The sequence below is a fragment of the Erwinia sp. E_sp_B01_1 genome (assembly GCF_036865545.1).
Taxonomy (GTDB): domain Bacteria; phylum Pseudomonadota; class Gammaproteobacteria; order Enterobacterales; family Enterobacteriaceae; genus Erwinia.
In genome coordinates this window covers 1,653,610-1,679,658 of sequence record NZ_CP142208.1, presented here as the reverse complement: position 1 = coordinate 1,679,658, position 26,049 = coordinate 1,653,610, and the positions used below count along the sequence as shown (strand labels likewise).

At 54.0% G+C, this 26,049-nt stretch carries 19 protein-coding genes and 1 pseudogene; 9 read left to right on the top strand and 11 right to left on the bottom strand.

Annotation, left to right across the window (positions count from 1 at the left end):
• Positions 1 to 3 precede the first annotated feature (3 nt).
• From VRC33_RS08100 to ssuB, 4 genes and pseudogenes are all read left to right on the top strand, one after another.
• Positions 4 to 975: a sulfonate ABC transporter substrate-binding protein gene (locus tag VRC33_RS08100; RefSeq protein ID WP_338562650.1), complete on the top strand. Its 972-nt coding sequence runs from the start codon at positions 4 to 6 to the stop codon at positions 973 to 975.
• The gene (gene ssuD, locus VRC33_RS08095) at positions 972 to 2,123 is read left to right on the top strand and encodes an FMNH2-dependent alkanesulfonate monooxygenase (protein WP_338562647.1); all 1,152 of its coding nucleotides are present in this window, start codon (positions 972 to 974) and stop codon (positions 2,121 to 2,123) included. Before VRC33_RS08100 ends, ssuD begins: the two co-directional genes overlap by 4 nt.
• Complete coding sequence (gene ssuC, locus VRC33_RS08090) at positions 2,120 to 2,911, top strand: aliphatic sulfonate ABC transporter permease SsuC (protein ID WP_338562644.1); 792 nt, start codon at positions 2,120 to 2,122, stop codon at positions 2,909 to 2,911. The genes ssuD and ssuC overlap by 4 nt, the downstream gene beginning before the upstream one ends.
• Positions 2,908 to 3,695 (top strand): annotated as a pseudogene (ssuB, locus tag VRC33_RS08085) (aliphatic sulfonates ABC transporter ATP-binding protein). The gene ssuC and the pseudogene ssuB overlap by 4 nt, the downstream one beginning before the upstream one ends.
• 54 nt (positions 3,696 to 3,749) lie before the next feature.
• Here ssuB and pepN read toward each other — a convergent pair.
• Entirely contained in the window at positions 3,750 to 6,365 is a 2,616-nt protein-coding gene (gene pepN, locus VRC33_RS08080) for an aminopeptidase N (RefSeq protein WP_338562639.1), read from the bottom strand.
• 262 nt (positions 6,366 to 6,627) lie between these two features.
• On the opposite strand from pepN, the gene pncB reads away from it, so the two are divergent.
• The 4 genes from pncB (at position 6,628) to VRC33_RS08060 (ending at position 12,429) form a co-directional block, all read left to right on the top strand.
• Positions 6,628 to 7,833, top strand: a complete 1,206-nt coding sequence (gene pncB, locus VRC33_RS08075) for a nicotinate phosphoribosyltransferase (RefSeq protein WP_338562637.1) — start codon at positions 6,628 to 6,630, stop codon at positions 7,831 to 7,833.
• Between the two features lie 332 nt (positions 7,834 to 8,165).
• On the top strand, positions 8,166 to 9,566 hold the full coding sequence (asnS, locus tag VRC33_RS08070) for an asparagine--tRNA ligase (RefSeq protein ID WP_338562635.1): 1,401 nt from the start codon (positions 8,166 to 8,168) through the stop codon (positions 9,564 to 9,566).
• A gap of 301 nt (positions 9,567 to 9,867) precedes the next feature.
• The gene (gene ompF, locus VRC33_RS08065; RefSeq protein WP_338562632.1) at positions 9,868 to 10,983 is read left to right on the top strand and encodes a porin OmpF; all 1,116 of its coding nucleotides are present in this window, start codon (positions 9,868 to 9,870) and stop codon (positions 10,981 to 10,983) included.
• A 255-nt stretch (positions 10,984 to 11,238) separates the two neighbouring features.
• Positions 11,239 to 12,429 carry an amino acid aminotransferase gene (locus tag VRC33_RS08060; protein WP_338562630.1) on the top strand — a complete coding sequence of 397 codons (1,191 nt, stop codon included), beginning with the start codon at positions 11,239 to 11,241 and terminating at the stop codon, positions 12,427 to 12,429.
• 98 nt (positions 12,430 to 12,527) lie between these two features.
• Here the strand turns inward: VRC33_RS08060 and VRC33_RS08055 are convergent, their stop codons facing one another.
• From VRC33_RS08055 to cmoM, 7 genes are all read right to left on the bottom strand, one after another.
• Positions 12,528 to 13,157 carry an MBL fold metallo-hydrolase gene (locus VRC33_RS08055; protein ID WP_338562628.1) on the bottom strand — a complete coding sequence of 210 codons (630 nt, stop codon included), beginning with the start codon at positions 13,155 to 13,157 and terminating at the stop codon, positions 12,528 to 12,530.
• Positions 13,158 to 13,201: 44 nt separating this feature from the next.
• Positions 13,202 to 13,750, bottom strand: coding sequence for a YcbK family protein (locus VRC33_RS08050; RefSeq protein WP_338562626.1), 549 nt, complete (start codon positions 13,748 to 13,750; stop codon positions 13,202 to 13,204).
• Positions 13,751 to 13,937: 187 nt separating this feature from the next.
• The gene (ldtD, locus tag VRC33_RS08045; RefSeq protein WP_338564159.1) at positions 13,938 to 15,713 is read right to left on the bottom strand and encodes a L,D-transpeptidase; all 1,776 of its coding nucleotides are present in this window, start codon (positions 15,711 to 15,713) and stop codon (positions 13,938 to 13,940) included.
• A gap of 238 nt (positions 15,714 to 15,951) precedes the next feature.
• Positions 15,952 to 20,412 carry a chromosome partition protein MukB gene (mukB, locus tag VRC33_RS08040; protein ID WP_338562623.1) on the bottom strand — a complete coding sequence of 1,487 codons (4,461 nt, stop codon included), beginning with the start codon at positions 20,410 to 20,412 and terminating at the stop codon, positions 15,952 to 15,954.
• Positions 20,409 to 21,134, bottom strand: coding sequence for a chromosome partition protein MukE (gene mukE, locus VRC33_RS08035; RefSeq protein WP_338562621.1), 726 nt, complete (start codon positions 21,132 to 21,134; stop codon positions 20,409 to 20,411). The genes mukB and mukE overlap by 4 nt, the downstream gene beginning before the upstream one ends.
• A complete protein-coding gene (gene mukF / locus VRC33_RS08030; protein ID WP_338562619.1) occupies positions 21,115 to 22,437 on the bottom strand; it encodes a chromosome partition protein MukF in 1,323 nt (440 codons plus the stop codon). The genes mukE and mukF overlap by 20 nt, the downstream gene beginning before the upstream one ends.
• Entirely contained in the window at positions 22,430 to 23,218 is a 789-nt protein-coding gene (gene cmoM, locus VRC33_RS08025) for a tRNA uridine 5-oxyacetic acid(34) methyltransferase CmoM (protein ID WP_338562617.1), read from the bottom strand. The genes mukF and cmoM overlap by 8 nt, the downstream gene beginning before the upstream one ends.
• Before the next feature lie 126 nt (positions 23,219 to 23,344).
• On the opposite strand from cmoM, the gene elyC reads away from it, so the two are divergent.
• Complete coding sequence (gene elyC / locus VRC33_RS08020) at positions 23,345 to 24,133, top strand: envelope biogenesis factor ElyC (protein WP_338562615.1); 789 nt, start codon at positions 23,345 to 23,347, stop codon at positions 24,131 to 24,133.
• Here elyC and VRC33_RS08015 read toward each other — a convergent pair.
• From VRC33_RS08015 to VRC33_RS08005, 3 genes are read right to left on the bottom strand one after another with little or no spacing between them, the layout of a single operon-like run.
• Positions 24,110 to 25,003, bottom strand: coding sequence for a YcbJ family phosphotransferase (locus VRC33_RS08015; RefSeq protein ID WP_338562613.1), 894 nt, complete (start codon positions 25,001 to 25,003; stop codon positions 24,110 to 24,112). The two genes, elyC and VRC33_RS08015, sit on opposite strands and share 24 nt — an antisense overlap.
• A gap of 52 nt (positions 25,004 to 25,055) precedes the next feature.
• Complete coding sequence (gene kdsB, locus VRC33_RS08010; RefSeq protein ID WP_338562611.1) at positions 25,056 to 25,802, bottom strand: 3-deoxy-manno-octulosonate cytidylyltransferase; 747 nt, start codon at positions 25,800 to 25,802, stop codon at positions 25,056 to 25,058.
• Complete coding sequence (locus tag VRC33_RS08005) at positions 25,799 to 25,981, bottom strand: Trm112 family protein (protein ID WP_338562609.1); 183 nt, start codon at positions 25,979 to 25,981, stop codon at positions 25,799 to 25,801. Before VRC33_RS08005 ends, kdsB begins: the two co-directional genes overlap by 4 nt.
• Between the last annotated feature and the right edge of the window lie 68 nt (positions 25,982 to 26,049).

Here is a 26,049-nt window from a genome sequence, read left to right as displayed (position 1 = left end):
AATGTGATGACGTTTGCACGAATTCTGGCGGCGCTCACGCTGAGCAGCGTACTGGCCGCTCCGGCAATCGCTGCCGGAAACGCCGCGCCTGAAACTTTTCGTATTGGCTATCAGAAAGGATCGGTGAGCATGGTTTTAACCAAAACTCACCATCTGCTGGAAAAGCAGTTCCCTGATACGCGGATTAAATGGGTGGAATTCCCTGCCGGCCCACAGATGCTGGAAGCATTAAACGTCAACAGCATCGATCTGGGCAGCACCGGTGATATTCCGCCAATCTTCGCCCAGGCTGCCGGAGCGGATCTGCTTTATGTCGGGGCTGAACCAGCCAAACCAAAAGCAGAAGTGATCCTGGTCGCCAAAGACAGCCCCTATAAAAGCGTTGCCGATCTCAAAGGTCATAAAGTGGCGTTTCAGAAGGGCTCGAGTTCTCACAACCTTCTGCTGCGGGCACTGGAGAAAGCCGGGCTCAAGTTTACCGATATCCAGCCAGCTTATCTCACGCCCGCCGATGCCCGCGCGGCATTCCAGCAGGGCGACGTGGATGCCTGGGCAATCTGGGACCCTTACTACTCGGCAGCTTTGCTGCAGGGTGGCGTAAGAGTGCTGACCGATGGCAGCGAGTTAAGCAAAACCGGCTCTTTCTATCTCGCTACCCGGCCTTTTGCCGAAGCTAACGGCGCCTTTATCAGCCAGGTTCTTGCCACTTTCAGCAAGGCAGATGCACTGACCCTCAGCGACAGAGATCAAAGCATTGACCTGCTTGCTCAGGCAATGGGTCTGCCAAAGGCGGTGATCGCCAGCTATCTGGACCACCGTCCGCCCACCACTATCGGGCCGGTCAGTGAAAAAATCACTCAGGCTCAGCAGCAGACTGCTGATTTGTTCTATGCCAACCACCTGATGCCGGTAAAAGTCGATATTGCCAGTCGTATCTGGCACGCCGCCAGCACTAATAAAGGAGCCACACAATGAGCCTTTCTGTTTTCTGGTTTTTACCCACGCATGGTGATGGACACTATTTAGGCACGGCTGAAGGTGCCCGCCCGGTCGATCACGGCTATCTGCAGCAGATTGCTCAGGCGGCAGACCGTCTGGGATTTGGCGGCGTGCTGATCCCAACGGGCCGCTCCTGTGAAGATGCCTGGCTGGTTGCCGCTTCTCTGATCCCGGTAACTCAGCGTCTGCGTTTTCTGGTAGCGCTGCGTCCTGGCGTCATCTCACCTACTCAGGCTGCGCGTCAGGCGGCAACGCTTGATCGGCTGTCAAATGGCCGGGCCCTGTTTAATCTGGTTACCGGCGGGGATGCAGAAGAACTGGCAGGCGATGGTGTGTTCCTCGATCACCGCGAACGCTATGCCGAATCTGCCGAATTTACTCGCGTCTGGCGCAGGGTGCTGGAAGGCGAAACGGTAGATTATGAAGGTAAGCATGTTCATGTTCGCGGCGCCCGCCTGCTGTTTAAACCGGTACAGCAGCCTCGTCCTCCTTTGTGGTTTGGCGGCTCTTCTGAGCCTGCGCAGGATCTGGCCGCAGAGCAGGTGGATGTCTATCTGACCTGGGGTGAACCTCCTGCTCAGGTAAAAGAGAAAATTGAACAGGTGCGCGCCAAAGCGGCGGCCCAGGGACGCAAAGTGAAATTCGGTATCCGTCTGCATGTAATTGTGCGGGAAACCAATGAGGAAGCCTGGAAAGCTGCTGAACGTCTGATCTCACATCTGGACGATGCCACCATTGCCAAAGCTCAGGCCACGCTGGCGAAAACGGACTCCGTCGGTCAGCACAGAATGGCTGCACTGCATGGAGGCCGTCGGGACAAGCTGGAGATCAGCCCTAACCTCTGGGCTGGCGTTGGGCTGGTGCGTGGCGGAGCAGGCACCGCTCTGGTAGGTGACGGTGAAACCGTTGCGGCGCGGATGCAGGAGTATGCCGACCTGGGAATTGAAACCTTTATTCTCTCCGGTTATCCGCACCTTGAAGAAGCTTATCGCGTTGGCGAACTGCTGTTCCCGCATCTGGATCTGGCAGTACCTGAGATCCCACAACCTCGCGTCGTCACCCCTCACGGTGAAGCTGTGGCCAATGATTTCACGCCACAAAAAGTAGCCCAGAGGTCATCATGAATAAACAGCTTTCGCGTATCGGCAATCAGTTTGTGCCCTGGGCACTGCCCATTCTGCTGATTGTGGTCTGGCAAATTGCTTCGCAGACCGGCTGGCTTTCCACCCGAATCCTGCCCTCACCTGAAGCCATTGTGATTACGTTCTGGAACCTCTCAGCCAGTGGTGAACTCTGGCAGCATCTGGCTATCAGTAGCTGGCGCGCCGCTGTAGGCTTTGGAATCGGGGGTTCAATCGGGCTGATACTGGGGTTAATCACCGGCATGTCACGGTTAGGAGAAAGACTGCTGGATACCTCAGTGCAGATGCTGCGTAACGTGCCGCATCTGGCGCTGATCCCCCTGGTGATTTTGTGGTTTGGCATTGATGAGTCCGCCAAAATTTTCCTGGTCGCGCTTGGTACCATGTTCCCTATCTACCTCAACACCTACCACGGTATCCGTAATATTGACCGGGGTCTGGTGGAGATGGCCCGCAGCTATGGCCTTTCCGGCTGGAGCCTGTTTATCCAGGTCGTGTTGCCTGGTGCCCTGCCTTCAATCATGGTCGGCGTGCGGTTTGCACTTGGCCTGATGTGGCTGACGCTGATTGTGGCTGAAACCATCTCGGCAAACTCTGGCATTGGCTATCTGGCCATGAATGCCCGGGAGTTCTTACAAACTGATGTGGTTGTGGTCGCCATTATTCTGTATGCCCTGCTCGGTAAACTGGCTGATGTCAGCGCGCTGTTACTGGAACGCGTCTGGCTGCGCTGGCATCCGGCTTATCAACTGAAAGAGGAAAATGCATGAGCGAATTAACGCCTTCTCCGGCACGTCTCATTGCCGGTACGCCGCTGGTTATCAATGGCGTCAGCAAGCAGTACAAAGGACGTACGGTACTGAACAGCATCGACCTGCATATTCCTTCAGGTCAGTTTGTGGCGGTGGTGGGACGCAGTGGCTGTGGGAAAAGCACCCTGCTGCGTCTGCTGGCCGGGCTGGAAAAAACCACTTCGGGCGATCTGCTGGCGGGCAATGCGCCCCTCAGCGAAGCCAGAGACGACACGCGCCTGATGTTTCAGGATGACCGTTTGCTGCCGTGGAAAAGCGTGATTGATAATGTCGGCCTTGGTCTGAAGGGGAAAAGCTGGAAAAAGATGCGCTTGAAGCTCTGGAGGCGGTAGGGCTGGCAGACCGGGCGAATGAGTGGCCAGCAGCCCTTTCCGGTGGGCAAAAGCAGCGAGTGGCGCTGGCCCGGGCACTGATTCATCGCCCGGGACTGTTACTGCTTGATGAGCCGCTGGGCGCGCTGGATGCATTAACCCGAATCGAGATGCAGGACCTGATTGAATCCTTGTGGCAAAAACATCATTTCACCGTTCTGCTGGTCACTCACGATGTCAGTGAAGCGGTAGCAATGGCCGATCGGGTGCTGTTAATCGAAGAAGGCTCTGTCGGGCTGGATTTACTGGTTGATCTGCCCCGCCCGCGGCGTAAAGGGTCGGTCAGGCTGGCTGAACTGGAAGCCGAGGTGCTCGATCGCGTGATGAAACGTTCGCCGGTTGAAGCGGAGAAACGTTACGCACAGCGCTAAAGAAAAGGGGCCACTGAATGTCTCAGTCGCCCCTTTTTTACTCTTTAATCACTATCAGGCATTCAGTGCTTTACTGATTTTCTCGTAAAGATCGCCCGACAGTTTATCCAGCCCTTTCAGCTGCTCCAGCGCTTTACGCATCAGCGCCTGACGTCCTGCGTCATAACGCTTCAGACGGATCAAAGGTTCAATCATTCGCGCCGCAACCTGTGGGTTACGCGTGTTGAGATCGGTGAGAATTTCCACCAGGAACTGATACCCACTGCCGTTGGCTGCATGGAAAGCAGACGGATTAGCAGAGGCAAAAGCCCCAACCAGAGAGCGGACGCGGTTTGGATTGCTCAGGGTAAACGAACGGTGGCTCAGCAACGCACGCACGCGGTTAAGCACGTCCGGAGCCGGGCTGGTGGCCTGCAGAGCAAACCATTTGTCCATTACCAAACCATCTTTATGCCAGCGCTCATCAAATGCCATCAGCAACGATTCGCGGCACGGCAGCTGCGCGGCAACGGCTGCGGACATGGCGGCCAGCGAGTCAGTCATATTGTTAGCCTGGTTGAACTGCGCCTGCACCAGTTTGTCAGCCAGCCCAACTTCACCAAAGGCCAGATAGCCCAGGCAGACATTTTTCAGCGAGCGCTTCCCGATTTCGGCATGCTCAACGCGGTAGTCGGTGCTGTGATTAGCGTTGTAGACCGCCAGCCACTCATCCGCCAGTTCGGTAGCCAGCAGGCGAACCAGAGATTCACGCACGTCAGAGATGGCCTGAGGATCGATAGTCTCAAACAGCTCGGCAATTTCGTTTTCACCAGGCAGGGAGAGGATCAGCGCCATCAGCGCAGGATCGCTGTTCTCTTCCAGCAGCACAGCGCGAAACGCATCGGCCACATGCAGCGGCACCGAGAGCGGTTGTCCCTGCTGATGGCGGGCAACATTCAGCCTGATATAGGTTGCCATCAGGCTTTGTGCAGCATCCCAGCGGGCAAAGTCGTTGCGGGCGTGACGCATCAGGAAGGTTAACTGGGCATCGCTCCAGTTATAGTCCAGCTTCACCGGCGCAGAGAATTCGCGTAACAGTGAAGGCACCGGCTGGAAATAAACGTTATCGAAAACGAAGCTCTGGAACTCATCGGTGACGTTCAGCACGTTATGGACAGGATGGCCATTGTGCTGCAACGGAATGACATTGCCTTCACCATCATAGAGTTCAATATCCAGCGGAATATGCAGCGGCAGCTTCTCTTTCTGATCGGCTGTGGCTGGCGTTCTCTGTGTGACGTGCAGGGTGTACTGCTCCAGCTCGGCATTATAATCGTCTTTGACAGAGAGAACTGGCGTACCGGACTGGCTGTACCAGCGGCGGAACTGGGACAGATCAACGTTCGAAGCATCCTCCATCGCCTGCACAAAATCGTCACAGGTCGCGGCACTGCCATCATGGCGTTCGAAATAGAGCTGCATGCCTTTCTGGAAGTTTTCTTCACCCAGCAGCGTGTGCATCATGCGGATCACTTCAGAACCTTTCTCATACACCGTCAGGGTGTAGAAATTGTTCATCTCGATCACCTGCTCAGGACGAATCGGGTGCGCCATCGGGCTGGCATCTTCAGCAAACTGGGCACCGCGCATCACGCGGACATTGTCGATACGGTTTACCGCTCTCGATCCCAGATCGGAACTGAACTCCTGATCGCGGAACACCGTCAGCCCCTCTTTCAGGCTGAGCTGGAACCAGTCGCGACAGGTGACGCGGTTACCGGTCCAGTTATGGAAATATTCGTGGCCAATGACCGCTTCAATCCCCAGGTAATCTTTGTCGGTGGCGGTTTCGGCTTTAGCCAGAACGTACTTCGAGTTAAAGACGTTAAGGCCTTTATTCTCCATCGCGCCCATGTTGAAGAAGTCCACGGCGACAATCATGAAGATATCCAGGTCATATTCCAGACCGAAACGCTCTTCATCCCACTTCATGCTGTTTTTCAGCGAGGTCATCGCCCAGTCGGCACGGTCAAGGTTGCCCCGATCGACAAAAATTTCCAACGCAACATCGCGGCCTGAGCGGGTTTTGAAGCTGTCACGCAGCACGTCAAAATCACCGGCGACCACGGCAAACAGGTAGCAAGGTTTCGGGAAGGGATCTTCCCACTTCATCCAGTGACGCCCATCTTCTAACTGGCCGCCGTCAATACGGTTGCCGTTGGAGAGCAGATAAGGATAGAGCGTTTGCTCTGCAATAATGGTGGTAGTGAAGCGGGCCAACACATCCGGACGGTCGGGATACCAGGTGATATGGCGGAATCCTTCAGCTTCACACTGGGTACACAAAGCTTCGCCAGATTTATACAACCCTTCCAGCGCGGTATTCTGGTCCGGATGAATGTCGTTGATGATTTTCAGCGTAAACGTATCTGGCAGTTGAGCCAGCACCAGCGCCCCTTCTTCAAGCCGGTAATGTGGCCAGGCCCGATCGTTAATCTCCAGCGAAACAAGCGTGAGGTCTTCACCATCCAGACGCAGTTCCACGCCTTCAGCACCGACCCTTTTCACCTGGCTGACAGCAGTCACCCGGGTAGTGCTGGCATCCAGATTAAATGTCAGATCGATATCCGTAATGGTGTAATCCGGAGCGCGATAATCATGGCGATTTTTAGCTTGTGGCAATTGCGTCATAAGTCCTTCTCACGTCAATAATTAGTTAACCTTTTCAAGTCTATTCCTGTTAGCCCGATGTTGCCACGTTGAATCACGCTGTTAGCATGACATTGGCCTTAAAATATACATTTCATTAACAAGCGCACAGATTGCCCTCGACGATGCCGCAGGAATTATGCTGTGATCGGGTTCAATATATGAGTAATCAAGTTATACTCCTGCGTCATTTCTTTTTTTAACCAGGGATAACGCTCTTCGCCAGAGGATGCTGAAACGCACCATGACACGACATGCTACCCCGATCCTGACCACGTTGTTGGACACGGACGCCTACAAATTGCATATGCAGCAGGCGGTGTTTCATCGTTACCAGAACGTTTCCGTGGTGGCTGAATTCCGCTGCCGGGGTGATGAACTGCTTGGCATTTATGCCGATGAAATTGTGCGTGAAATCGCAACCCTGCAGCATCTCGCACTGACCGAAGAAGAAGCCGGTTATCTTCAGGGGCTGCCTTTCTTTAAAGCCGACTACCTCGCCTGGCTTCGCGAGTTTCGTTACGATCCCTCACAGGTGAGCGTGCGTAATAACAAAGGCAAACTGGACATCCGCATTCGCGGGGCCTGGCTTGACGTCATCATGTGGGAAGTGCCGCTGCTGGCGTTGATCAGTGAAGTGGTGCATCGCCACCGCTCACCTCTGGTCACCCCGGACATGGCCATCACGCACCTGCATAGCAAACTGGCAGGCTTTAAAGAGCTGACGGCAGACCTGGATATGTCCCGCTTCAAGCTGATGGACTTCGGGACCCGCCGTCGCTTCTCCCGCGATGTGCAACTGGCGATTGTTGGCACGCTGAAGCAAGAGTTCCCGTGGCTGGTTGGCTCAAGTAACTACGAAGTCGCCCGCCAGTTGTCCATTGCGCCGGTTGGCACTCAGGCCCACGAGTGGTTCCAGGCCCATCAGCAAATCAGTCCGGTGCTGGCGAACAGCCAGCGCGCCGCACTCCAGGCCTGGCTCGATGAATACCCCGACAGTCTGGGTATTGCGCTGACGGACTGCATAACCATGGATGCCTTCCTGCGTGATTTCGGTGAGAACTTTGCCACCCGTTATCAGGGGCTGCGTCATGACTCTGGCGACCCCTTTGAGTGGGGTGAAAAAGCCATCGCGCATTATCAGCACCTGGGCATCGATCCGATGAGTAAAACGCTGGTCTTTTCCGATAACCTGGATCTGGAAAAAGCCGTGGCGCTTTATCGTCAGTTTGGCCAGCGAACCAATGTTATTTTCGGCATAGGAACCCGTCTGACCTGCGACATTCCTCAGGTTACGCCGCTGAATATCGTGATCAAGCTTGTTGAATGTAACGGTAAGCCGGTGGCAAAACTTTCTGACAGCCCTGGCAAAACCATCTGTCAGGATAAAGCCTTTGTCCGCGCCCTGCGTAAAGCTTTCGATCTGCCGTTGGTTAAAAAAGCCAGTTAATAACAGGTTAAAAAGAGAAGAGGCTCCCGCCTCTCAGACTGCTGACAAAGCCCGGAGCTCAAGGAGCCTGTGCCTTGAATAAAGCATCACGGGCCACGGATGGCCCGTACTGAGCTGCCAGGGACGGCGCTTTTTGCGTCTTTGTGAGAGGCACAGGTTCCCTGAGCCTGCACTTTGCTCCTCCCTCTTCTCTTTTCTGTACCGATCATTTCCCGAAGAAATCTCCCGCCTTACCACGAATTCTTCTTGTGTCTCGCCTGTCGGCAAGTAACATAGCACTACCCCAAATCCGGGGTATTTTTTTCAATCCTGATTAATAGTGAGAGACTTTTATGAGCGTTGTGCCTGTAGCGGATGTACTGCAAGGCCGGATCGCGGTTGACAGTGAAGTCACCGTACGCGGCTGGGTACGTACCCGAAGAGATTCAAAAGCTGGTATTTCCTTCATCGCCGTGTATGACGGCTCCTGCTTTAATCCCGTCCAGGCTGTCGTCAATAATGCTCTGAATAATTATCAGGACGAAGTACTGCGACTGACTACCGGCTGTTCCGTAGCGATCACCGGCAAAGTGGTGGAGTCTCCGGGCGAAGGCCAGAGCTTTGAAATTCAGGCGACGGCAGTTGAAGTGGTGGGCTGGGTGGACGATCCGGATACTTACCCAATGGCGGCTAAACGTCACAGCATCGAATACCTGCGTGAGGTTGCTCACCTGCGTCCACGTACCAACCTGATTGGTGCGGTAGCGCGTGTTCGTCATACGCTGGCACAGGCGCTGCATCGTTTCTTCGATGAGCAGGGTTTCTTCTGGGTCTCCACCCCGCTGATTACCGCTTCTGATACTGAAGGTGCCGGTGAAATGTTCCGCGTCTCCACGCTGGATATGGAAAACCTGCCACGCACGCCAGAAGGCAAAATCAACTATGACGAAGATTTCTTCGGCAAAGAAGCCTTCCTGACCGTTTCGGGTCAGCTGAACGGCGAGACCTATGCCAGCGCAATTTCCAAAATCTATACCTTTGGCCCCACTTTCCGTGCAGAAAACTCCAACACCAGCCGCCATCTGGCAGAGTTCTGGATGCTGGAGCCGGAAATCGCCTTTGCCGATCTGGAAGATAACGCTGCCCTGGCAGAAGCCATGCTTAAGTACGTCTTCAAAGCAGTGCTGAATGAACGTGCGGACGACATGGCCTTCTTCGCCGAGCGCGTAGACAAAGATGCGGTAAATCGCCTGGAGCGATTTGTAACTACTGATTTTGCCCAGGTAGATTATACCGAAGCGGTAGAGATCCTGATTGCCTGTGGTGAGAAGTTCGAAAATGACGTTTCATGGGGTATCGACCTTTCCTCAGAACACGAGCGTTATCTGGCAGAAAAACACTTTAAAGCGCCGGTAGTAGTGAAAAACTACCCTAAAGATATCAAGGCGTTTTATATGCGCCTTAACGATGACGGTAAAACCGTTGCCGCTATGGACGTTCTGGCTCCCGGCATTGGTGAAATCATTGGCGGATCGCAACGTGAAGAGCGTCTGGACGTGCTGGATGCCCGCCTGGCTGAAATGGGCCTGAATAAAGAAGATTACTGGTGGTATCGTGACCTGCGTCGCTACGGCACCGTGCCTCACTCTGGCTTCGGTTTAGGTTTCGAACGATTAATCGCCTATGTCACCGGCGTACAAAATGTAAGGGATGTTATCGCCTTCCCAAGGACGCCGAGAAACGCTACCTTCTGATTTCATGCATTAAATATAAGAAATTCATATATATACTCAAGGTCAGCTCTGCTGGCCTTTTTTTATTTTTGTAAATTTAGAGATAGTTCACAAAGTTCCGTGTTTTTTACATTTTGTAATACATATTTTCCTCCTGTTACCAGAATAGGAGATTAGTAGCATTTTCGGGCTAGATAATCAGCGCCGCGAATGGAAAGATGCGTGCAGACACAGGAAGACACCAAACTCTCTTCGGGGTTCTGTAAAGAATTGTTGACGGCAGTGGCAGGTGTCCAAATAACTCCAATGAGGGTAATAAAAAATGATGAAGCGCAACATTCTGGCACTGGTTATCCCGGCCCTGTTAGCAGCTGGTGCAGCCAATGCAGCAGAAGTTTATAACAAAAACGGCAACAAGCTGGACCTCTATGGCAAAGCTGTTGGCCTGCATTATTTTTCTGATAATGACGGATATGCAAGCGACGGCGACAAATCCTATGTGCGCTTTGGTTTCAAAGGTGAAACCCAAATTAACGACATGATGACTGGATTCGGTCAGTGGGAATACAACATCCAGGCTAACCACTCTGAAGGCGGTAACGACTCTCAGACTGGTAACAAAACCCGTCTGGGCTTTGCAGGTTTAAAATTTGGTGATGCAGGTTCATTCGACTACGGCCGTAACTACGGCGTTGTGTATGATGCAATCGGCTGGACCGATATGCTGCCAGAGTTCGGTGGTGATTCTGGATACTCTGATAACTTCTTCGTAGGTCGTGGTAACGGTTTTGCTACCTATCGTAACACCAACTTCTTTGGTCTGGTTGACGGCTTAGACTTCGCTGCACAGTACCAGGGTAAAAACGAAGACAGCGCAACAGGTCGTGGCGTAGCTCAAGCTAACGGCGACGGCTATGGAGTTTCTGCTACTTACACCTTGCCAATCGGTATTGGCTTCACTGGTGCTTATGGTTCAGGTGACCGTACTAATGGTCAGGTGAACTCCTTCTTCGGCAACGGTGGCGACCGTGCTGAGCAGTGGGCTGGTGCAGTTAAATATGATGCTAACAACATTTATCTGGCAGCGATGTACAGCGAAACTCGCAATGCAACCTACATCGAAGATAACTCTGTAGGTAACACTACTTCTGGCAACGTTGGTTTTGCTAACAAAACTCAACAGATCGAATTCGTTGCCCAGTATCAATTTGACTTCGGCCTGCGTCCATCCATCGCTTACGTTCAGTCTAAAGCGAAAGATGTTGATGGCATTGGCGACGTTGACCTGACCAAATACTTCGAAGTGGGTGCGACTTACTACTTCAACAAAAACATGTCTACCTATGTTGATTACATCATCAACCAGATCGATGATAACAACCGTCTGGGCATCGGCTCTGGTGACACTGTAGCATTGGGCCTGGTTTACCAGTTCTAATTGCCTGCCGGGGTGATTCAGTTCACCACCGTGCAACTCTGAAACGGGGCTTTGGCCCCGTTTTTGTTTTTATGATTCTGGCTGCTGCTTTCTGCCTGAAGCGATGTTTCATCCTGCCCGCCCTGTCCGTCTCCCTTTTTTTACGATAACCCTTTTCCTCACCCTGTTTTTTAGCGCAAACGGTTGGCAATTTGTGCGCCCTGAGGGTAACCTGAAACCTCATTTCGCCTCAGTTTACGCTAACGGACTTCGACTATGTTTGAACGCATTGCAGCTGCACCCGCCGACCCCATTCTTGGTTTAGCCGACCTCTTCCGCGCCGATGACCGCCCAAATAAGATCAACCTTGGCATTGGTGTTTTCAAAGACGAAACCGGTAAAACCCCGGTACTGACCAGCGTGAAAAAAGCTGAGCAGTATCTGCTGGAGAATGAGACCACCAAAAACTATCTCAGCATTGATGGCCTGGCCGACTTCGGCAAGTGCACCCAGGAGCTGCTGTTTGGGAAAGAGAGCGTCATCGTGAGCGCTAAGCGTGCCCGCACGGCACAAACCCCAGGTGGAACCGGTGCGCTGCGCGTTGCGGCTGACTTTATTGCTACCCAGACCAGCGCTAAGCGTATCTGGGTCAGCAATCCAAGCTGGCCTAACCATAAAAACGTCTTTGAATCCGCTGGTCTGGAAGTATGTGAGTATCAGTATTACGATGCGGCGAACCACGCTCTGGATTTTGACGGGATGGTTTCTGTCCTGCGCGAAGTTAAAGCGGGCGATATCGTGCTCTTCCACGGCTGTTGCCACAACCCAACGGGTGTCGATCCTTCGGCTGAACAGTGGACGAAACTCTCTGAAATGTCACTGGCTAACGGCTGGCTGCCGCTGTTTGACTTCGCTTACCAGGGCTTTGCCCGTGGTCTGGAAGAGGATGCAGAAGGCCTGCGTATTTTCGCCTCCAGCCATCAGGAGCTGATCGTCGCCAGCTCCTATTCTAAAAACTTTGGTCTGTACAACGAGCGTGTCGGTGCCTTAACGCTGGTCGCCAGTGAAGCCTCAGTGGCTGACACAGCCTTCAGCCAGGTTAAAGCCACAATCCGTGCCAACTACTCCAACCCACCTGCACACGGTGCCGCTGTGGTAGCAACCATCCTGAGCAATGCTGAACTGCGTGCGCTCTGGGAGCAGGAACTGACCGACATGCGCCAGCGTATTCACCGTATGCGTCAGCTGTTTGTGAATACCCTTCAGGAAAAAGGGGCTAAAGGTGACTTCAGCTTTATCATCAGTCAGAACGGCATGTTCTCTTTTAGCGGCCTGACTAAAGATCAGGTGATCCGTCTGCGTGAAGAGTTTGGTGTCTATGCGGTGAATTCTGGCCGGGTAAACGTTGCCGGGATGACGCCTGACAATATGGCCCCGCTTTGCGAAGCCATTGTTGCCGTGCTGTAGAGCCTGTAAGCTACGCCCATAAAAAAGCCTGCATCGCGCAGGCTTTTTTTTGCCCTCTCTCCCGGAGAAAGAGGCGCCCCAATCCGGACCAGAGAAAATTATTGCAGGAAGGGATTAGAAATTCTTTCACGACCTAAAGTAGAAACCGGCCCGTGCCCCGGCAGGAAGGTCACGTCATCACCCAGCGGAAGAAGTTTGTTTTTAATGGAGGCAATCAGATCCGTGTGGCTGCCCTGAGGGAAATCAGAACGCCCCACGCCGCCATTGAAAATTACATCGCCGGAAATCAGCAGGCGTGAAGGCCGATCAAAAAAGACAATGTGGCCAGGGGTATGGCCCGGACAGAGCAAGATTTCGAAAGTAATCTCACCCAACTTCACGGTATCCCCCTCTTCCAGCCAGCGGTCTGGCGTCAGCGGATCGCAGTGTGTAAAGCCAAACATTTCGCTCTGCGTCGGCAGATTATCCAGCCAGAAAGCATCGGCTTTATGAGGACCGACCAGCGGTACTCCATAAAATTTCGCCAGTTCTGCAGCAGCACCAACATGATCGAGATGACCATGCGTCAGTAAAATCTGCGTGACGGTCACGCCCTGGTCAGCCACTTTGGCTTTAATGGTTTCGGCATCGCCACCGGGATCAACCACGGCGGCATGCTGCGTGGCAGTGCACCAGATCAACGTGCAATTCTGGGCGAATGCCGTGACCGGAATAATTTGATAGTCCATAACGCTCCGTTACCGGCGAGCCATGGCCCTGCCGGAATTTCATCTTACCAGTGCCGTGCCGGCCCGGTATCAATATGCACAAAGTTACTGCTGGGATAGTATCCTACACCACCCGTGCGCATGGAAAGCGCGGCTTTGCGAACATTGCTCAATGAAATCCCTTCAATATGAAAATCCATTGCCTGACCCAGCGTGTGGTAGCTGTGTTTTGCCACGCCCCTGCTGTGCTCGCGCAATGAATTATTGGTGGCCAGAGAGCGGTAACCGGAAATTAACTGCACCGGTTTGGTCGTTCCCAGCATCGCCTGCAGGCGGTAAAGCTGATCAAAAAGCTTAGGATCGATGCTTTTGATTTTATTGGCCCGAAAATCACGGAAAAAATGATCCAGACGCGACAACTCATCCTTGTCGTAACTTTTACCGTTGAAAAACTCCGTTTTGAGCGTTTCACCAGTATGCAGGTTATTCAGTGTCAGTATGCGAGGTCGTGAAGTGGAAAGCGAAGCAACAGCCTGCTTTGGCAGCAGCGCAAAACCCAGTGCAGCGCCCCCTAAAGTCAGCCACTTACGGCGATGAGAGTCGAAACTATTCATTAATCAGTGTTATCCAGCAAAATTGTTCAGAAATGGTGCAAAACGGTCACCGTCGGGAACCTTAACTGGCAGGAAGTGCTGAGTCAACTCGCGAAATGTGACAGGCGCTGCAATTCATAAGGTGAATTCAGCACCTGTCAGGAGTGACCGCAGTGGGGTCAGAGAGGAATATCAGAAGAATCAACCGTTAGAGCATTAATTGACCAGCCGCAGCCATGCTCTGTACTCCGGAGCGCGCGGTCATATCATAATTGTAAATATCTGTACGATATTGTGCCTTCCCATCGTCAGCAACCCATGCTGTCAGATAGTAAAGATTGACCGGAATACGATGACGAATTGGTACATAGCGCGTATCCCCTTCCTTAAGCGTGCTGGAAATACGGGTATCATTCCATCCTGCATCCTGTAACAGCAGGTTGGCGAGATCGGAAGCCTTATTGACGCGTACGCACCCCGAACTCAGTGCCCGAATATCTTTCTGGAACAGATTGTGGTTCGGCGTATCGTGAAGATAGATTGCATCCGAGCTCGGCATATTGAATTTATAACGGCCCAGCGAGTTGGTCGCCCCCGGAGCCTGACGGATGCGATAAGGGAATGAAGCCGCAGAGACCATGCTCCAGTCAATCATCGTTGGATCTATCACTTCCGCATCATTACTCCAGCCGGAAAGCAGCGTGTAATTATGCTTGTAGAGATAAGCCGGATCCTGCTTCACTTTTGGAACGATGTCCTTACGCACCAGCGTGGTAGGCACATTCCATGGCGGGTTAAGCACCACATTGTTTAACGCACTGCGCATCAGCGGGGTTTTACGATCCGGGCGGCCAACGATCACCCGCGACGTGAGGATCTGGCTGCCATTAAGATAGTAAATCAGTGAGTAATTGGGGATGTTCACCATAATCCCGTTGTGCATATCATCCGGCAGCAGGCGTAATCGCTGGATATTTAAAGCCAGAAGTGATGCCCTTAACTGCGGCGAGACATTCAGCCATTCACGAGTCCGGGGGCCAATAGCGCCATCGGGTTCCAGGCCCTGCCAGCGCTGAAAACGTTTCACCGCTTCCACCAGCTCAGCAGAATAAATATGCGTCGGGTCAGCGGGCACGGCTTCACTTTGTAAAATCCCGGAAGCTTCAGGCGAACCGGCCTGCTGTTCTTCAGGAGCGGGCGTAGCGGAAGGACTGACCGGAGCCTGAGGCACTGAGGTTGCTGAGGGGCTAACTGCAATCTCTTCATCTACGAAACCTGAGGGAACGGCCGTTGTCGTTACGGCATCTTCTGTTGGCTTAGGCGCCTCGTTTTCAGCACTCATCATCCCGGTACGCTGCAGAATCTCCCGCAGCGCCGGCACATCATCGCTGAGCTGGCCCGGTTTCAGGGTCTGTTTAGCGGCAAGCTGAGGCCAGGGATGGCTGTCTGCAAGCAGCGTTTTCAGTGCCTGATGCATAGGGACATACTGCGGATGCTGCGGGGTTAGAGAAGTGACAAAAACAGTTGTTCCGCCCTGTTCTACCGCTCGTTGCCACTGATTGATCACCGATAATGCCGGCACTTCCAGCTTGTAAGGCACATTGCTGTAAAGCCAGGTCTCACCTTTAGCTGGCACGGTAGAGACAAACTGCAGATAGCCCAGCATCGCATCAGACAGGACCACATCACGAGCCAGCCCGGTTATTGCCGGATCGGTTAACAGCCTGACCCATTGGTTAAACTGCGGCTGCACACCGGATATGGCCACTTCAGCAAGCTGCTGCTGAAACTGGTGTACGGCCTGGCGATCCTGCCACATCGGCTGCATGTCATGCGCTGCATAGAGCGAAGCCAGCGAGGTAAGATAAAAAGGTTTGTAGCCAGCAGGCAACGCAGCCATAAGCTGGCCCTGAGCCTGAGAAGCTGTATAGCTGGAGGTTACGGGCGCAGAAACAGGTGGGATCCCCGCAGAAGCGGGTTGCATCTGTCCCAGGGCTATCGCCAGACAGATAGCGGACAGCGTAAATTTTGCAGCATTCATTTTTGTCAGCAACATCCCTTGCCCCCTGTTCAATTGCCAAAACAGATGCAAGTCACCTGTTTATTACTTGTTGTTATCAGTATAGAAAAAGAAAACGGCATTTGCCGTAAATAGAGCAAATGCCGTTATGTAGAGTAATCCTACGCCTGGATTTTTACTATATCCGGCGGCGGTATTTTTCTCAGGAAGAGGCCTGTTGGTCCTCCGGCGTGACAGAGTTTGCTGCCGCAGGTTCAGCAGCAAAACCACGCAGCCCTACCACATGCACGTGTTCAATATTATTGACCACTTTACGGACCAGCTTATAAGTGGTGCCTTTCTCAGGACTGATGTTTTCCGGGGCCGCAATGATCAGCTGCATCTCAAGACGATCGCACAGCTCAAACAGGGTGGCGATGGATTTGGCATCCAGTCGGGCTGCTTCATCCAGGAACAGCAGGCGGCAAGGCGAGATATCTTTGCCACGCAGGCGACGAGATTCCTCTTCCCAGCTCTGCACCACCATCACCAGGATCGACATCCCGGTACCGATCGCTTCCCCCGTTGACAGCGCACCACTCTCTGCACGCAGCCAGCCATCCGATCCACGGTTAACTTCAACTTCCATTTCCAGATAGTTACGGTAGTCGAGCAGCTCTTCCCCGATGGTCTGCGGCGTGCGCTGACCCATGTCGATCTGCGGATTCAGACGCTGATAGAGCTTAGCCAGCGCTTCTGAGAAGGTCAGGCGGTTACTGTTAAACAGATCCTGATGCTGTTCATGCTGCTCAGACAACACATCCAGCAGCGTGGAGTGTGCTTCACGCACGTTCACGTTCAGACGCACGCTCTTTACCTGGCCAAAGCTGACGCTTTGCAGGCCCTGGTTCAGCTGGCGGATACGGTTCTGTTCGCGCTGAATCGTCTTACGGATAATATTCGCTACGCTGCGCGAACTGATAGCCAGCATCTGCTCGCGGGCGGTCAGCTCTTCTGTCAGGCGACCCAGCTCAATTTCCATCTGCTCAATCGCTTCTACCGGATCGTCCGTCCTGATAATGTCCTGACGGATACGTTCACGCAGATGCTGATAGACGGCAATAAAGAACTGGATTTTGCGTTCTGGCCGTTTTGGATCCTCAGAGAGACGCAGAACATCACGCAGATGTTCATTATCAGCCACCGCCAGACGCAGCGCACCTAAAGCCTTATCCGACATTGAGCGCAATTCGTCGCCACCCAGATAGGCCAGTTCGCGACGGTGCAGACGACGTTCCACGCCGTTGTCTTTCACCAGACGCAGAACGGCAACCCAGCCGGCCTTGGCATGCACAACCTGTTCACGGCCCTGGTGATAATCACGCTCCACACGCCTGAGTTTTTTCTGCAGCGCGTCCATCTCTGCTTCGCAGAAAGTAATCTGTTTTTCAAGCTGGTTACGACGGGCACGGTTGTTGCTTAAAGCAGCGTAGAGTTCATCGCGACGCAGGCGCGCGCGCTCTTCCGAGCTGGCATCAGCCTGTACGCCAATATCCTGCATCTCCTGCTGAAGTTCTTTCAGCATATCGCGCTTGGCATCGTAAGAGCTTTTCAATGAGGCCAGCACCTGCGAATACTGCGTAAACTGCGCCTGATGACTGCGCAGACGCTCACGGGCGCGGGCGCGTTCAGATTCAGCCTGCTCCAGACGCTTACGTAATTTCTCATTGAGATCGCTGTTACCGTCCAGCATACCCGCAGAGTCAACATAGCCAAAGTGGGCGCGACGCTGGACCACTTCAGTCAGGGCAAATGCCTGCTGGCGGGCATCGCGTTGCATCTGCTGCGCCTGCTGATAATCCAGCTTCAGCTGTTCGTGCTGCTCCGGATCGCTCTGCAATACGGCGATCAGAGGTTCCAGCTTAGCCAGCTGTTTTTCATGCTGCTGCAGGAAGCGGGCGGCTTCCTGCGCTTCGTCCAGCCGCTCCAGCAGTTCGTCATAGCGATCCTGCAGGGTCTCATCCTGTAACAGGCTGACGCGAGGCATCAGACGGTTCAGCTGCGCCACGCCCTCTTTCGCCTGGTCAAATTGCTGACGCTGCTGCTGATTTTCCGATTCATGAGCAGTCTGAGCGCGCTCAAGCTCGCTACGGCGGTTGTTGAGCACGCGAAGTTCAGCTTCCGGATCGGCTTCAAAGGCCACGGCCAGATGGCTACCGATAAAGCGGCTGAAAGACTGATGCAGACGCTGGGTTTTCTGCACGTCAAAGGACAAGGTGGCATAACGCTCAGCCAGCGTTTCACGCTCGGCATGCAGGCGCTCTAACTGGCTTTCGCGCGCTGCCCGGCCAAATAATGGCACTTTCGGGAAGCGCGAGTAGCGCCACTGACGATCGCCCGACTTGACCACAACCGCTTTCTGCAACTCGTCTACGTTGAAGACGCTGTCATCAAAGGATTGAGGATCCCCTTCGATCAGGTAGAGATCTTCTGGACAGTCTTCAAGGCCATCCAGCAGATCCTTAACCAGCGAGAGGTCCGGCACCACAATACCGTGACGCGCAGGACCGTACAGCGCCGAGAAGTAAGGCGCATCTTCGAGGGTCACATCATCATAAATTTCTGAGAGCAGCACCCCGCCAAAGCGTTCTGCCAGATGATTCAGGCGGGCATCTTCTGCGCCGCCTGGCTGGCTCAGACGCTCAATCTGGGCTTCAGCTTCGCGCTTGCGGGTGGAGACTTCGTCACGTTCTACGGTGGTTTCGCGTTCACGTTCCAGCAACTGCTGCATGAACTCCGTAACCTGCTGGCTGTTGTCAAACGCCTGGCCGGTCTGCTCGCTGAGCTGGGTCAGGATCTCCTGCGCCGCGTGCCAGTGAGGTGCCTGCTTAGTCAGACGGGCAATGCGATCGCGAACCTGCTCCAGCTCCTGACGCATTTCCATGCGCCGTTCACCGGCTTCCGACACGCTTTCAGAAAGCTGTTCGATGCGGGCTTCAAGCTCGTACTGGTAAGCTTCCAGATCCTGGGGTTCAAACTGCTGACCATGACGCTTACAAAACTCGGCGAGCAGGCGTTCCGCGTCCTGCTGTTCACGCAGGCGCTGTTCCATCTCTGACAGACGGGAACGTAAAGACTGGACCTGCTCCGCGTGATAACGCTGGTTGCTGGCATCGCGAAGCAGTTCCCGGCCACGCTGATACGCCTCTGAACGGCTGACCGGTCCGCCAATGCGGGTAACCAGTTCAAAAGCCTGCTCAAACTGACTGTGTGCGGCCTGAGCCACGCTCATCTTCTGTTCAAGCTGCAGTAATTTATCCGTGGCTTCCTGCTCCTTCGCCCGGAACGTTTCCTGCCAGGTTTCGGCATTGTCCACGCTCAGGTCTGCGATCTGGCAAACCTGCTGCGCACGCTGCAAGGCCTGCAACGCCTGCTGATACTGGATGGCGCGGGTTTGCTGCACATCCAGCGCCTGCTGGTAGTCAGCCAGCTGACTTTTCAGCTCATCCACTTCCAGTTCGGCGGCTTCGCTGCGCGCTTCGTTCTCTTCCTGCACTTCGCGTGCTTCGGCAACCACTTCACTCTGCTCTTCCAGACGGTAGGTCAGCTCATCGATGTCGCCTTCATAGCGCTCAATTTTTTCCTGCTGACGCATCGCCGTCTGCACCAGGCTCAGGTGGTCGCTGGCGCTCTGGTAATCGGTTTCAAGATCGCTCTCGGCACCGTTATGTTCGGCCAGTTCACGGGCCATTTCGACATGACGATACTGTTCGGCGCCGAGCTGCTTACGGCTGCCAGAAAGCTCATTGCGGTGCAGCAACGCGTTGTCGAGGTGGATGCGTCGCTCATTGGCATGACGCATATAGTCCGCCGCCACATAGCTGGTCGCTTCAGAGATCAGATGCTTAAAGAGATCGCGATCGGACTGGGTAACGCGAATGGCTTCCAGCGTCATGCGGTTTTCGCGCAGAGCCGCTTCCATATCCTGGAATGCTTTGCGCACGCCGCTGTTTTCAGGCAGCAGGTAATCGCGCAGCGAGCGGGTGATGGCGCTGGAAATCCCGCCATACAGCGAGGCTTCAATCAGACGATAATATTTGCTGCGATCGGAAGCTGAGCGGAGACGACGCGCCACAATCCCCAGATCAAACATCAGCGAGTGGTATTCAGTGATGGAGTTGAACTGCTTAAACTGCACGCTCTCCATCGCTTCGAACTTCTCTTTGAGTTCGCTAAGCGGCAATACGCGTGCCTGACGGGCATTCACGGTCTCGGTCAACACTTCTGTCGGGTTGATCGACATGGGCAGGCCGTGGATGCTGAACGGCTTGATGTCCACTTTGCGATCGCGGCCTGCGACCTGCTGAAGACGCACGCCCACAATCACGCGCTGATTAACAGAGTTCACCACATCCAGCGCGGCATAACAGACGCCCGGACGCAGCTTACCGTGCAGGCCTTTATCGCGTGAACCCGAGGTGGCACCCGCTTCAGTGGTGTTACGGAAGTGCAGCAGCGTCAGATCGGGGATCAGTGCGGTAATAAATGCCGCCATGGTGGTGGATTTACCCGCCCCGTTACCGCCTGACAGAGTGGTGACCAGCTCATCGAGATCAAAGGTTCGGGCAAAGAAGCCGTTCCAGTTAATCAGCGTCAGCGATCTAAATTTTCCGCGTTCAATCATTCGTCATTCTCCGCGTTTTCAGACCCGGCGCTCTGCGCCTCGTTGTCTTCTTCGCTTTCATCATTCAGCGCCAGGCCATCATCAATCGACATCGCCTCGCCATCCCTGATCATTCTCAACTGCGCTTCACGGGCATCGTCACCACTCCGCACGTCAGCACCAAAGCGAAACACCGATTCAATGATGCGGAACTTGCTGTTGTCATTCCCCATAAACCACACCATGCCCAGACGGCGCAGGCGGTTCAGGGAGGCACGCATTTTTTCCTGCAGCTTTTGCCGGTCGAGATCGGATCCTGTAGAGCGCTGGTTAACCAGCTTCAGCAGTTTGCCCTCATCGGCCAGCGTCACCAGCTCATCATAAAGTTCCTGCTGGGTAAAAATGCCTTCATTGGCCAGACGCTCAGGGCTGAGATAGAGATAGCAAAGAATTTTACCGACCATCATATCCAGCTCGGAAAGCACCGACCTTGGGATCAGCGTGGTGGAGCGAGGGCGCAGATAGAAAAAGCCCTCGGGCGCGCGGATTAACTCAACGTTGTAGCGCGCATAAAACTCTTCCAGATACTCCTGATAATCCATCAGGAAAGCGTGCTGGTCTAACTCTTCAATACCAATGTGGCGACCCGCACGTAGCTGGCTGTCCAGCGCCGGGAAAATCGAATTGGCCAGCGCCTGAGCCATTTTAACTGGCATCACTTGTTCAATATTTATCGATGACATGCGCCTGCACCTTGGCTCCGTAATCATTAATGACCTGCCATTCAGCTGGCAGGCCGGAGAAATCTGCTTCGGCCACGCCTAAGCGTACGGCCTGATCCACGACAATGCGCGCCACGTCAAAATGACGCGCCCGGGGATACTGCACCAGGTAATCACGCATCACTGCGCCCAGATTCAGCGGTTTTTGTTGCGCTTTATAGATGGCCAGCGCTTCTTCAATCATCGCCGCCAGCTGTTCGCGGATCTCGTTGAACTCTTCAAATTCCAGCTCGGAAGGCAGCTCGCCCGTGACCTCTTCGTTACGCAGGATTAATTCTTCGTCACGAACGTCGTAGAGGCGATCCGCATTGGCGTAAGTTAAGGCCCAGGGATGGTCAAAGTAAGTCTGAACTGAATGGCGAAGACGTTGAGCGAAGACGCGGTTTTTATCCATATCAATCGCGGTACGGATAAATTTATGCACATGCCGGTCATAGCCGATCCACAGATCGATCGCCTGCTGACCCCAGCTGATAATGCGGTCGAGCTTGTTTTGCAGGTCAAACACCAGCTTATCGATAAAGCCCAGGTCAGGACTGCTCAGTGTGGCATCCTGAATCCGCAGCAGGTTGGCCTGAAGTTTATCGCCTGCCGCTTCCAGCGTATCCTGCAACTCGCGCAGCGTGCCGGACGTTTCGTTCAGCAGCATTTCACAGCTGGAGATAGCGGCACGCCAGTCTTTGTTCAGCAACTGCGCGATATCATCTTTTACCGCCTGCTGCTGCTCATCCATGATGCGCTGGGTGATGTCGATGCTGTCAAAAATTTCCGCTACCGAGTACTTCAACGGCGCAAAGACATTACGGTGCCAGTGGAACTCATCACCATCTTCATCAGCCGCATCGGCAGCGCGTTTCAACTCACCGGCAACGATCGACAGCTGCATTGAGAGCCTGAGCGTGGAGAACTCCCGCTGACGTATGTAGTAGTCGGTAATTCCGATGGCGAGTGGCGTAAGACGGTAGATCGCGTTGCCCTCCGCCTGTTCACTGACAAAGCGGTTAAGCAGGCGCTGGCGTACCATATCGTTGATGGCATTGTTAGCCCTGACATTCACGGTTTCACTGGTTTGCTCAAACCCTTCACTGACGTGACGAAATGCGTCGGTCAGTTCACCTTCGCTCATCTCGCCATCCATGCGTTCTCCGTTCAGCGTGGCAACGGCCAGCAAAAACGTCAGGCGTTCGGTAGGCAGGGTGACGGAAAAGTCATTTTTTCGCGCCCAGGCGACCAGTTCCGGTACGGTCTGGGAAAATTCACTCATGGTTCGTCCTGTTTATGGGTTTCCGCGCTGTCACGTGGATATAACGGCCCAAACTTAAAAAAGGTTCCTGGCGGCAAAAGCGTTTTTCCAGCGCCAGAACTTCGTCAAATCGTTCAGTCTGCTTGAGCTTATCGCGCATGTAATCATGGAAAACGCGGATACCGGTTTTGTTCTCAACGGTAAATCCTGCTTCCTCCAGCCAGCGATAAACTTCCTGAGGTTCCCGCGGATAGTCAGGCGACAACGTTTTGCGTTTGCGCTTACGCAGACCAGCCTGCATATAGCCGAAGTTCCCCAGCACCAGCGTCTGCATCATCAGGCCATTGACGTTATAAAACATCAGCGACAACACGCCGCCTGGCGCCAGAGCATCATATAATGCTGCCAGAATGGCCTCGGGGTCGGCTACCCATTCAAGCACAGCGTGGAACAATACCAGATCGGCTGGCTTATCCAAATGTTGGCCGACTTGTTGGGCGCTAATTTGTCTGAATTGCATGTTCCCGCTCACACCTTTCTCTTCGGCGTTTGCCCGGGCGCGCTGCAACATTTCTTCGGATAAATCGCAAAGTAAAACCTGGTGGCCCAGCGCGGCCATACCGCAACCGGTTTGCCCTTCTCCTCCGCCTGCATCCAGAACCTGCAACGGCCTTTGCGGCAGACTGGCCAGAATTTCATCCAGCTCCTGCCAGACGATGGCCTGGCGGATACGCCCTTTGGTGGTACCGTAGATATTTTGTGAAAACTTTTCGGCTATATCATCAAAGTTGCGATCCTGCATGGCGGTTCCCGGCTGGTGAGAGGGTGAAACTGGGGGCTATTTTGACATACACTGACCCAGAATGAACCTTTCAGTGATCACAAGGCTCTCGGGTGGTGTTTTTTCGGACAAAAGGAGTCTGTTTTCATGCTTTTTGCATTAAAAAAATTCATTGGCGGGCTGTTACTTCCCCTGCCTTTGCTGATTATTGTTATGGCAATCGCCCTTTTGTTGCTCTGGCTCAGCCGTTGGCAGAAAACAGGCAAAATCCTCCTCTCTGTGGCCTGCCTTTCGCTGGCGCTGCTCAGCCTGCAGCCTGTGGCAGATGGCCTGCTGGCACCCACGGAAAATCGTTATCCAACCTGGCAAGGTCAGCAGAAGGTGGCATATGTGGTGGTGCTCGGCGGGGGATACACCTGGAACCCGGAGTGGGCACCGGGATCGAATATGATCGGTAACAGCTTGCCGAGGCTGGTGGAAGGGATCCGCCTGTGGCGGGAAAACCCCGGTTCAAAGATGATCTTCACCGGTGCGGCGGCACAAAACAATCCCGTCAGCTCTGCAGAGGTGACGTCCAGAGTAGCGCAATCTTTGGGCGTGCCGCTGAACGAGATCATCACGCTTGATAAGCCCAGAGATACGCGACAGGAAGCGGCTGAAGTGGCAAAAATTGTAGTGAGTCAGCCTTTCCTGCTGGTCACTTCCGCTTCTCATTTGCCACGAGCGATGATCTTTTTCCAGCAGCAGGGTCTGCACCCTTTACCCGCTCCGGCCAATCAACTGGCGATCGCTTCACCGCTGAATATCTGGGAGCGTGTCATTCCGTCCCCTCTCTGGCTGGGTCACAGCGATCGGGCGATTTACGAGTGGTTGGGCAGAGCCTGGCAGAAAGTGACCTCAGGCGAGACGGCGTCAACTGAGCCAGGGGAGCAGTGAGTCTGCGGCATGCTGGAAGCGCTGGGGATTAAACTGACCATTATGCAGCAGACGATCGGTTTCATCCCAGAGGGTATAGAGCCAGCGTCGGGCAACAAATCCTTCCGCTACAGGTGCCTGCTTCAGGTAGTGGAACAGCAACGATTGCGCCATACCCGCTTCATTCAGCCTGAAAAGTTCATATTCACGCGGTGCCCAGAGCATCATGCCGGGGTTTATCATCGACAGTAACCGATCGCTCCAGGCTTCTTTCAGAATAGTATTCAGGGAGAGATTGCCGTGCACCAGCACGCAGGGATCGTTGAAATCCGCCAGCAGATTACCAAGATTCTCCCGACTGCGGTAAAGCACCCGACGATGATCCATCGACAATGCTTCAGGCCGCATAAATCCCAGCGTTGACCAGAGAACCTCGACCCTTTGCGCATACCAGGCGACCCAGTTATTTTCCTGAGTACTGTCAACGCGGCCTACCAGTCCGTGGCTGTCGATACGATGCCAGGCCAGTAAAGCTTCAACAATCTGGTCCTGCAACTGTAACCAGCGTGCTGGCGTGCGGGTTGGAGCTTCTACAGAGACGCCACCCATACGCTCAATCAGCAACACTTCGTGCAGGGGTTGTTGCTGGCTGACAATCAGACCATAGACCGTGGGTAAACGAAGCGTGCTGTCACGCGCCAGCATTGAAAGCTTGTAAGCTTCCTGGGCTGCGACGCCCTTTACATTGAAATATTTTGCCACCAGCGGCAGTGAATGCCCCTGCTGGTCATAAAGCGAATAAAGGCTGGACCAGGGCTGGACGCTGATGCATTCGAGACGGCTCAGGGTTTCACCCAGCACCTGGGAAAGTTCAGTACGGAGTTGTTCCATCTCCTCCTCCTTTAAAAAAGTGGAGAGGGGGCCGGTGATGGCCCCAACAGCATTACTGCATGGCTTCGCGCACGCGCGCTAAATCCTCTGGCGTATCGACGCCGACGCTGGGGATCGCTTTCGCGACGGCAACGTGGATCTTCTCGCCGTACCACAGCACCCGCAATTGCTCCAGCAGTTCGATCTGCTCCAGCGGGCTCGGCTCCCAGCTGACATAACGGCGGATAAAGCCCGCCCGGTAGCCATAAATTCCGATATGACGCAGGAAGTGATCGCCGATTGTTTCACGTGAAGCGGTGAAACGCTCACGATCCCAGGGAATGGTAGCGCGGGAGAAATAGAGTGCATACCCTTTCGCATCCATCACCACTTTCACCGCATTGGGATTGAACGCCTCTTCTGCGGATTCAATCGGCACAGCCAGCGTCGCCATACCCGCTTCGCTGGTAGCCAGATTCTCAGCTACCTGACGGATTATGACCGGGGGGATCATAGGTTCATCACCCTGCACGTTCACAATGATCGTGTCATCCGGGAACTGATAACGTTCAATCACTTCGGCCAGACGTTCCGTTCCCGACTGGTGATCGGGCCGGGTCATGCACACTTCGCCGCCTGCGGCCTCAACTGCACGTGCCACATCATCGTTATCGGTTGCCACAATCACGCGATCGGCACCGGATTCCAGCGCCCGCTCCATTACGTGCACAACCATAGGCTTACCCAGAATATCTACCAGGGGTTTGCCTGGCAGCCGCGTTGAAGCAAAACGCGCAGGGATGATAGCGACAAAACTCATGGATGGATCTCTTCCATGGTCAGCGAGCGGGCTTCCGTCTCCAGCAGGACCGGGATACCGTCGCGCACAGGATAGGCTAACCCATCAGGCTTACAGATAAGCTCCTGCTGGTCTTTGTTGTAATACAGTTTGCCGTGACAAACCGGACAGGCAACGATTTCTAATAAACGGTGATCCATGGTTTCTCCCTGGTGGACCCGAACAGACAGATCCTTAGAATATCATAGCTGGGGAAAGAGCGGTTACT

What these genes read in the sequence shown, in the direction of transcription:
- ssuD (WP_338562647.1), top strand. Translation starts at nt 972, where the DNA reads ATGAGCCTTTCTGTTTTCTGGTTTTTACCCACGCATGGTGATGGACAC.
- ssuC (WP_338562644.1), top strand. Translation starts at nt 2,120, where the DNA reads ATGAATAAACAGCTTTCGCGTATCGGCAATCAGTTTGTGCCCTGGGCA.
- pepN (WP_338562639.1), bottom strand. Translation starts at nt 6,365, where the DNA reads ATGACGCAATTGCCACAAGCTAAAAATCGCCATGATTATCGCGCTCCG.
- pncB (WP_338562637.1), top strand. Translation starts at nt 6,628, where the DNA reads ATGACACGACATGCTACCCCGATCCTGACCACGTTGTTGGACACGGAC.
- asnS (WP_338562635.1), top strand. Translation starts at nt 8,166, where the DNA reads ATGAGCGTTGTGCCTGTAGCGGATGTACTGCAAGGCCGGATCGCGGTT.
- ompF (WP_338562632.1), top strand. Translation starts at nt 9,868, where the DNA reads ATGATGAAGCGCAACATTCTGGCACTGGTTATCCCGGCCCTGTTAGCA.
- VRC33_RS08060 (WP_338562630.1), top strand. Translation starts at nt 11,239, where the DNA reads ATGTTTGAACGCATTGCAGCTGCACCCGCCGACCCCATTCTTGGTTTA.
- VRC33_RS08055 (WP_338562628.1), bottom strand. Translation starts at nt 13,157, where the DNA reads ATGGACTATCAAATTATTCCGGTCACGGCATTCGCCCAGAATTGCACG.
- VRC33_RS08050 (WP_338562626.1), bottom strand. Translation starts at nt 13,750, where the DNA reads ATGAATAGTTTCGACTCTCATCGCCGTAAGTGGCTGACTTTAGGGGGC.
- ldtD (WP_338564159.1), bottom strand. Translation starts at nt 15,713, where the DNA reads ATGCAACCCGCTTCTGCGGGGATCCCACCTGTTTCTGCGCCCGTAACC.
- mukB (WP_338562623.1), bottom strand. Translation starts at nt 20,412, where the DNA reads ATGATTGAACGCGGAAAATTTAGATCGCTGACGCTGATTAACTGGAAC.
- mukE (WP_338562621.1), bottom strand. Translation starts at nt 21,134, where the DNA reads ATGTCATCGATAAATATTGAACAAGTGATGCCAGTTAAAATGGCTCAG.
- mukF (WP_338562619.1), bottom strand. Translation starts at nt 22,437, where the DNA reads ATGAGTGAATTTTCCCAGACCGTACCGGAACTGGTCGCCTGGGCGCGA.
- cmoM (WP_338562617.1), bottom strand. Translation starts at nt 23,218, where the DNA reads ATGCAGGATCGCAACTTTGATGATATAGCCGAAAAGTTTTCACAAAAT.
- elyC (WP_338562615.1), top strand. Translation starts at nt 23,345, where the DNA reads ATGCTTTTTGCATTAAAAAAATTCATTGGCGGGCTGTTACTTCCCCTG.
- VRC33_RS08015 (WP_338562613.1), bottom strand. Translation starts at nt 25,003, where the DNA reads ATGGAACAACTCCGTACTGAACTTTCCCAGGTGCTGGGTGAAACCCTG.
- kdsB (WP_338562611.1), bottom strand. Translation starts at nt 25,802, where the DNA reads ATGAGTTTTGTCGCTATCATCCCTGCGCGTTTTGCTTCAACGCGGCTG.
- VRC33_RS08005 (WP_338562609.1), bottom strand. Translation starts at nt 25,981, where the DNA reads ATGGATCACCGTTTATTAGAAATCGTTGCCTGTCCGGTTTGTCACGGC.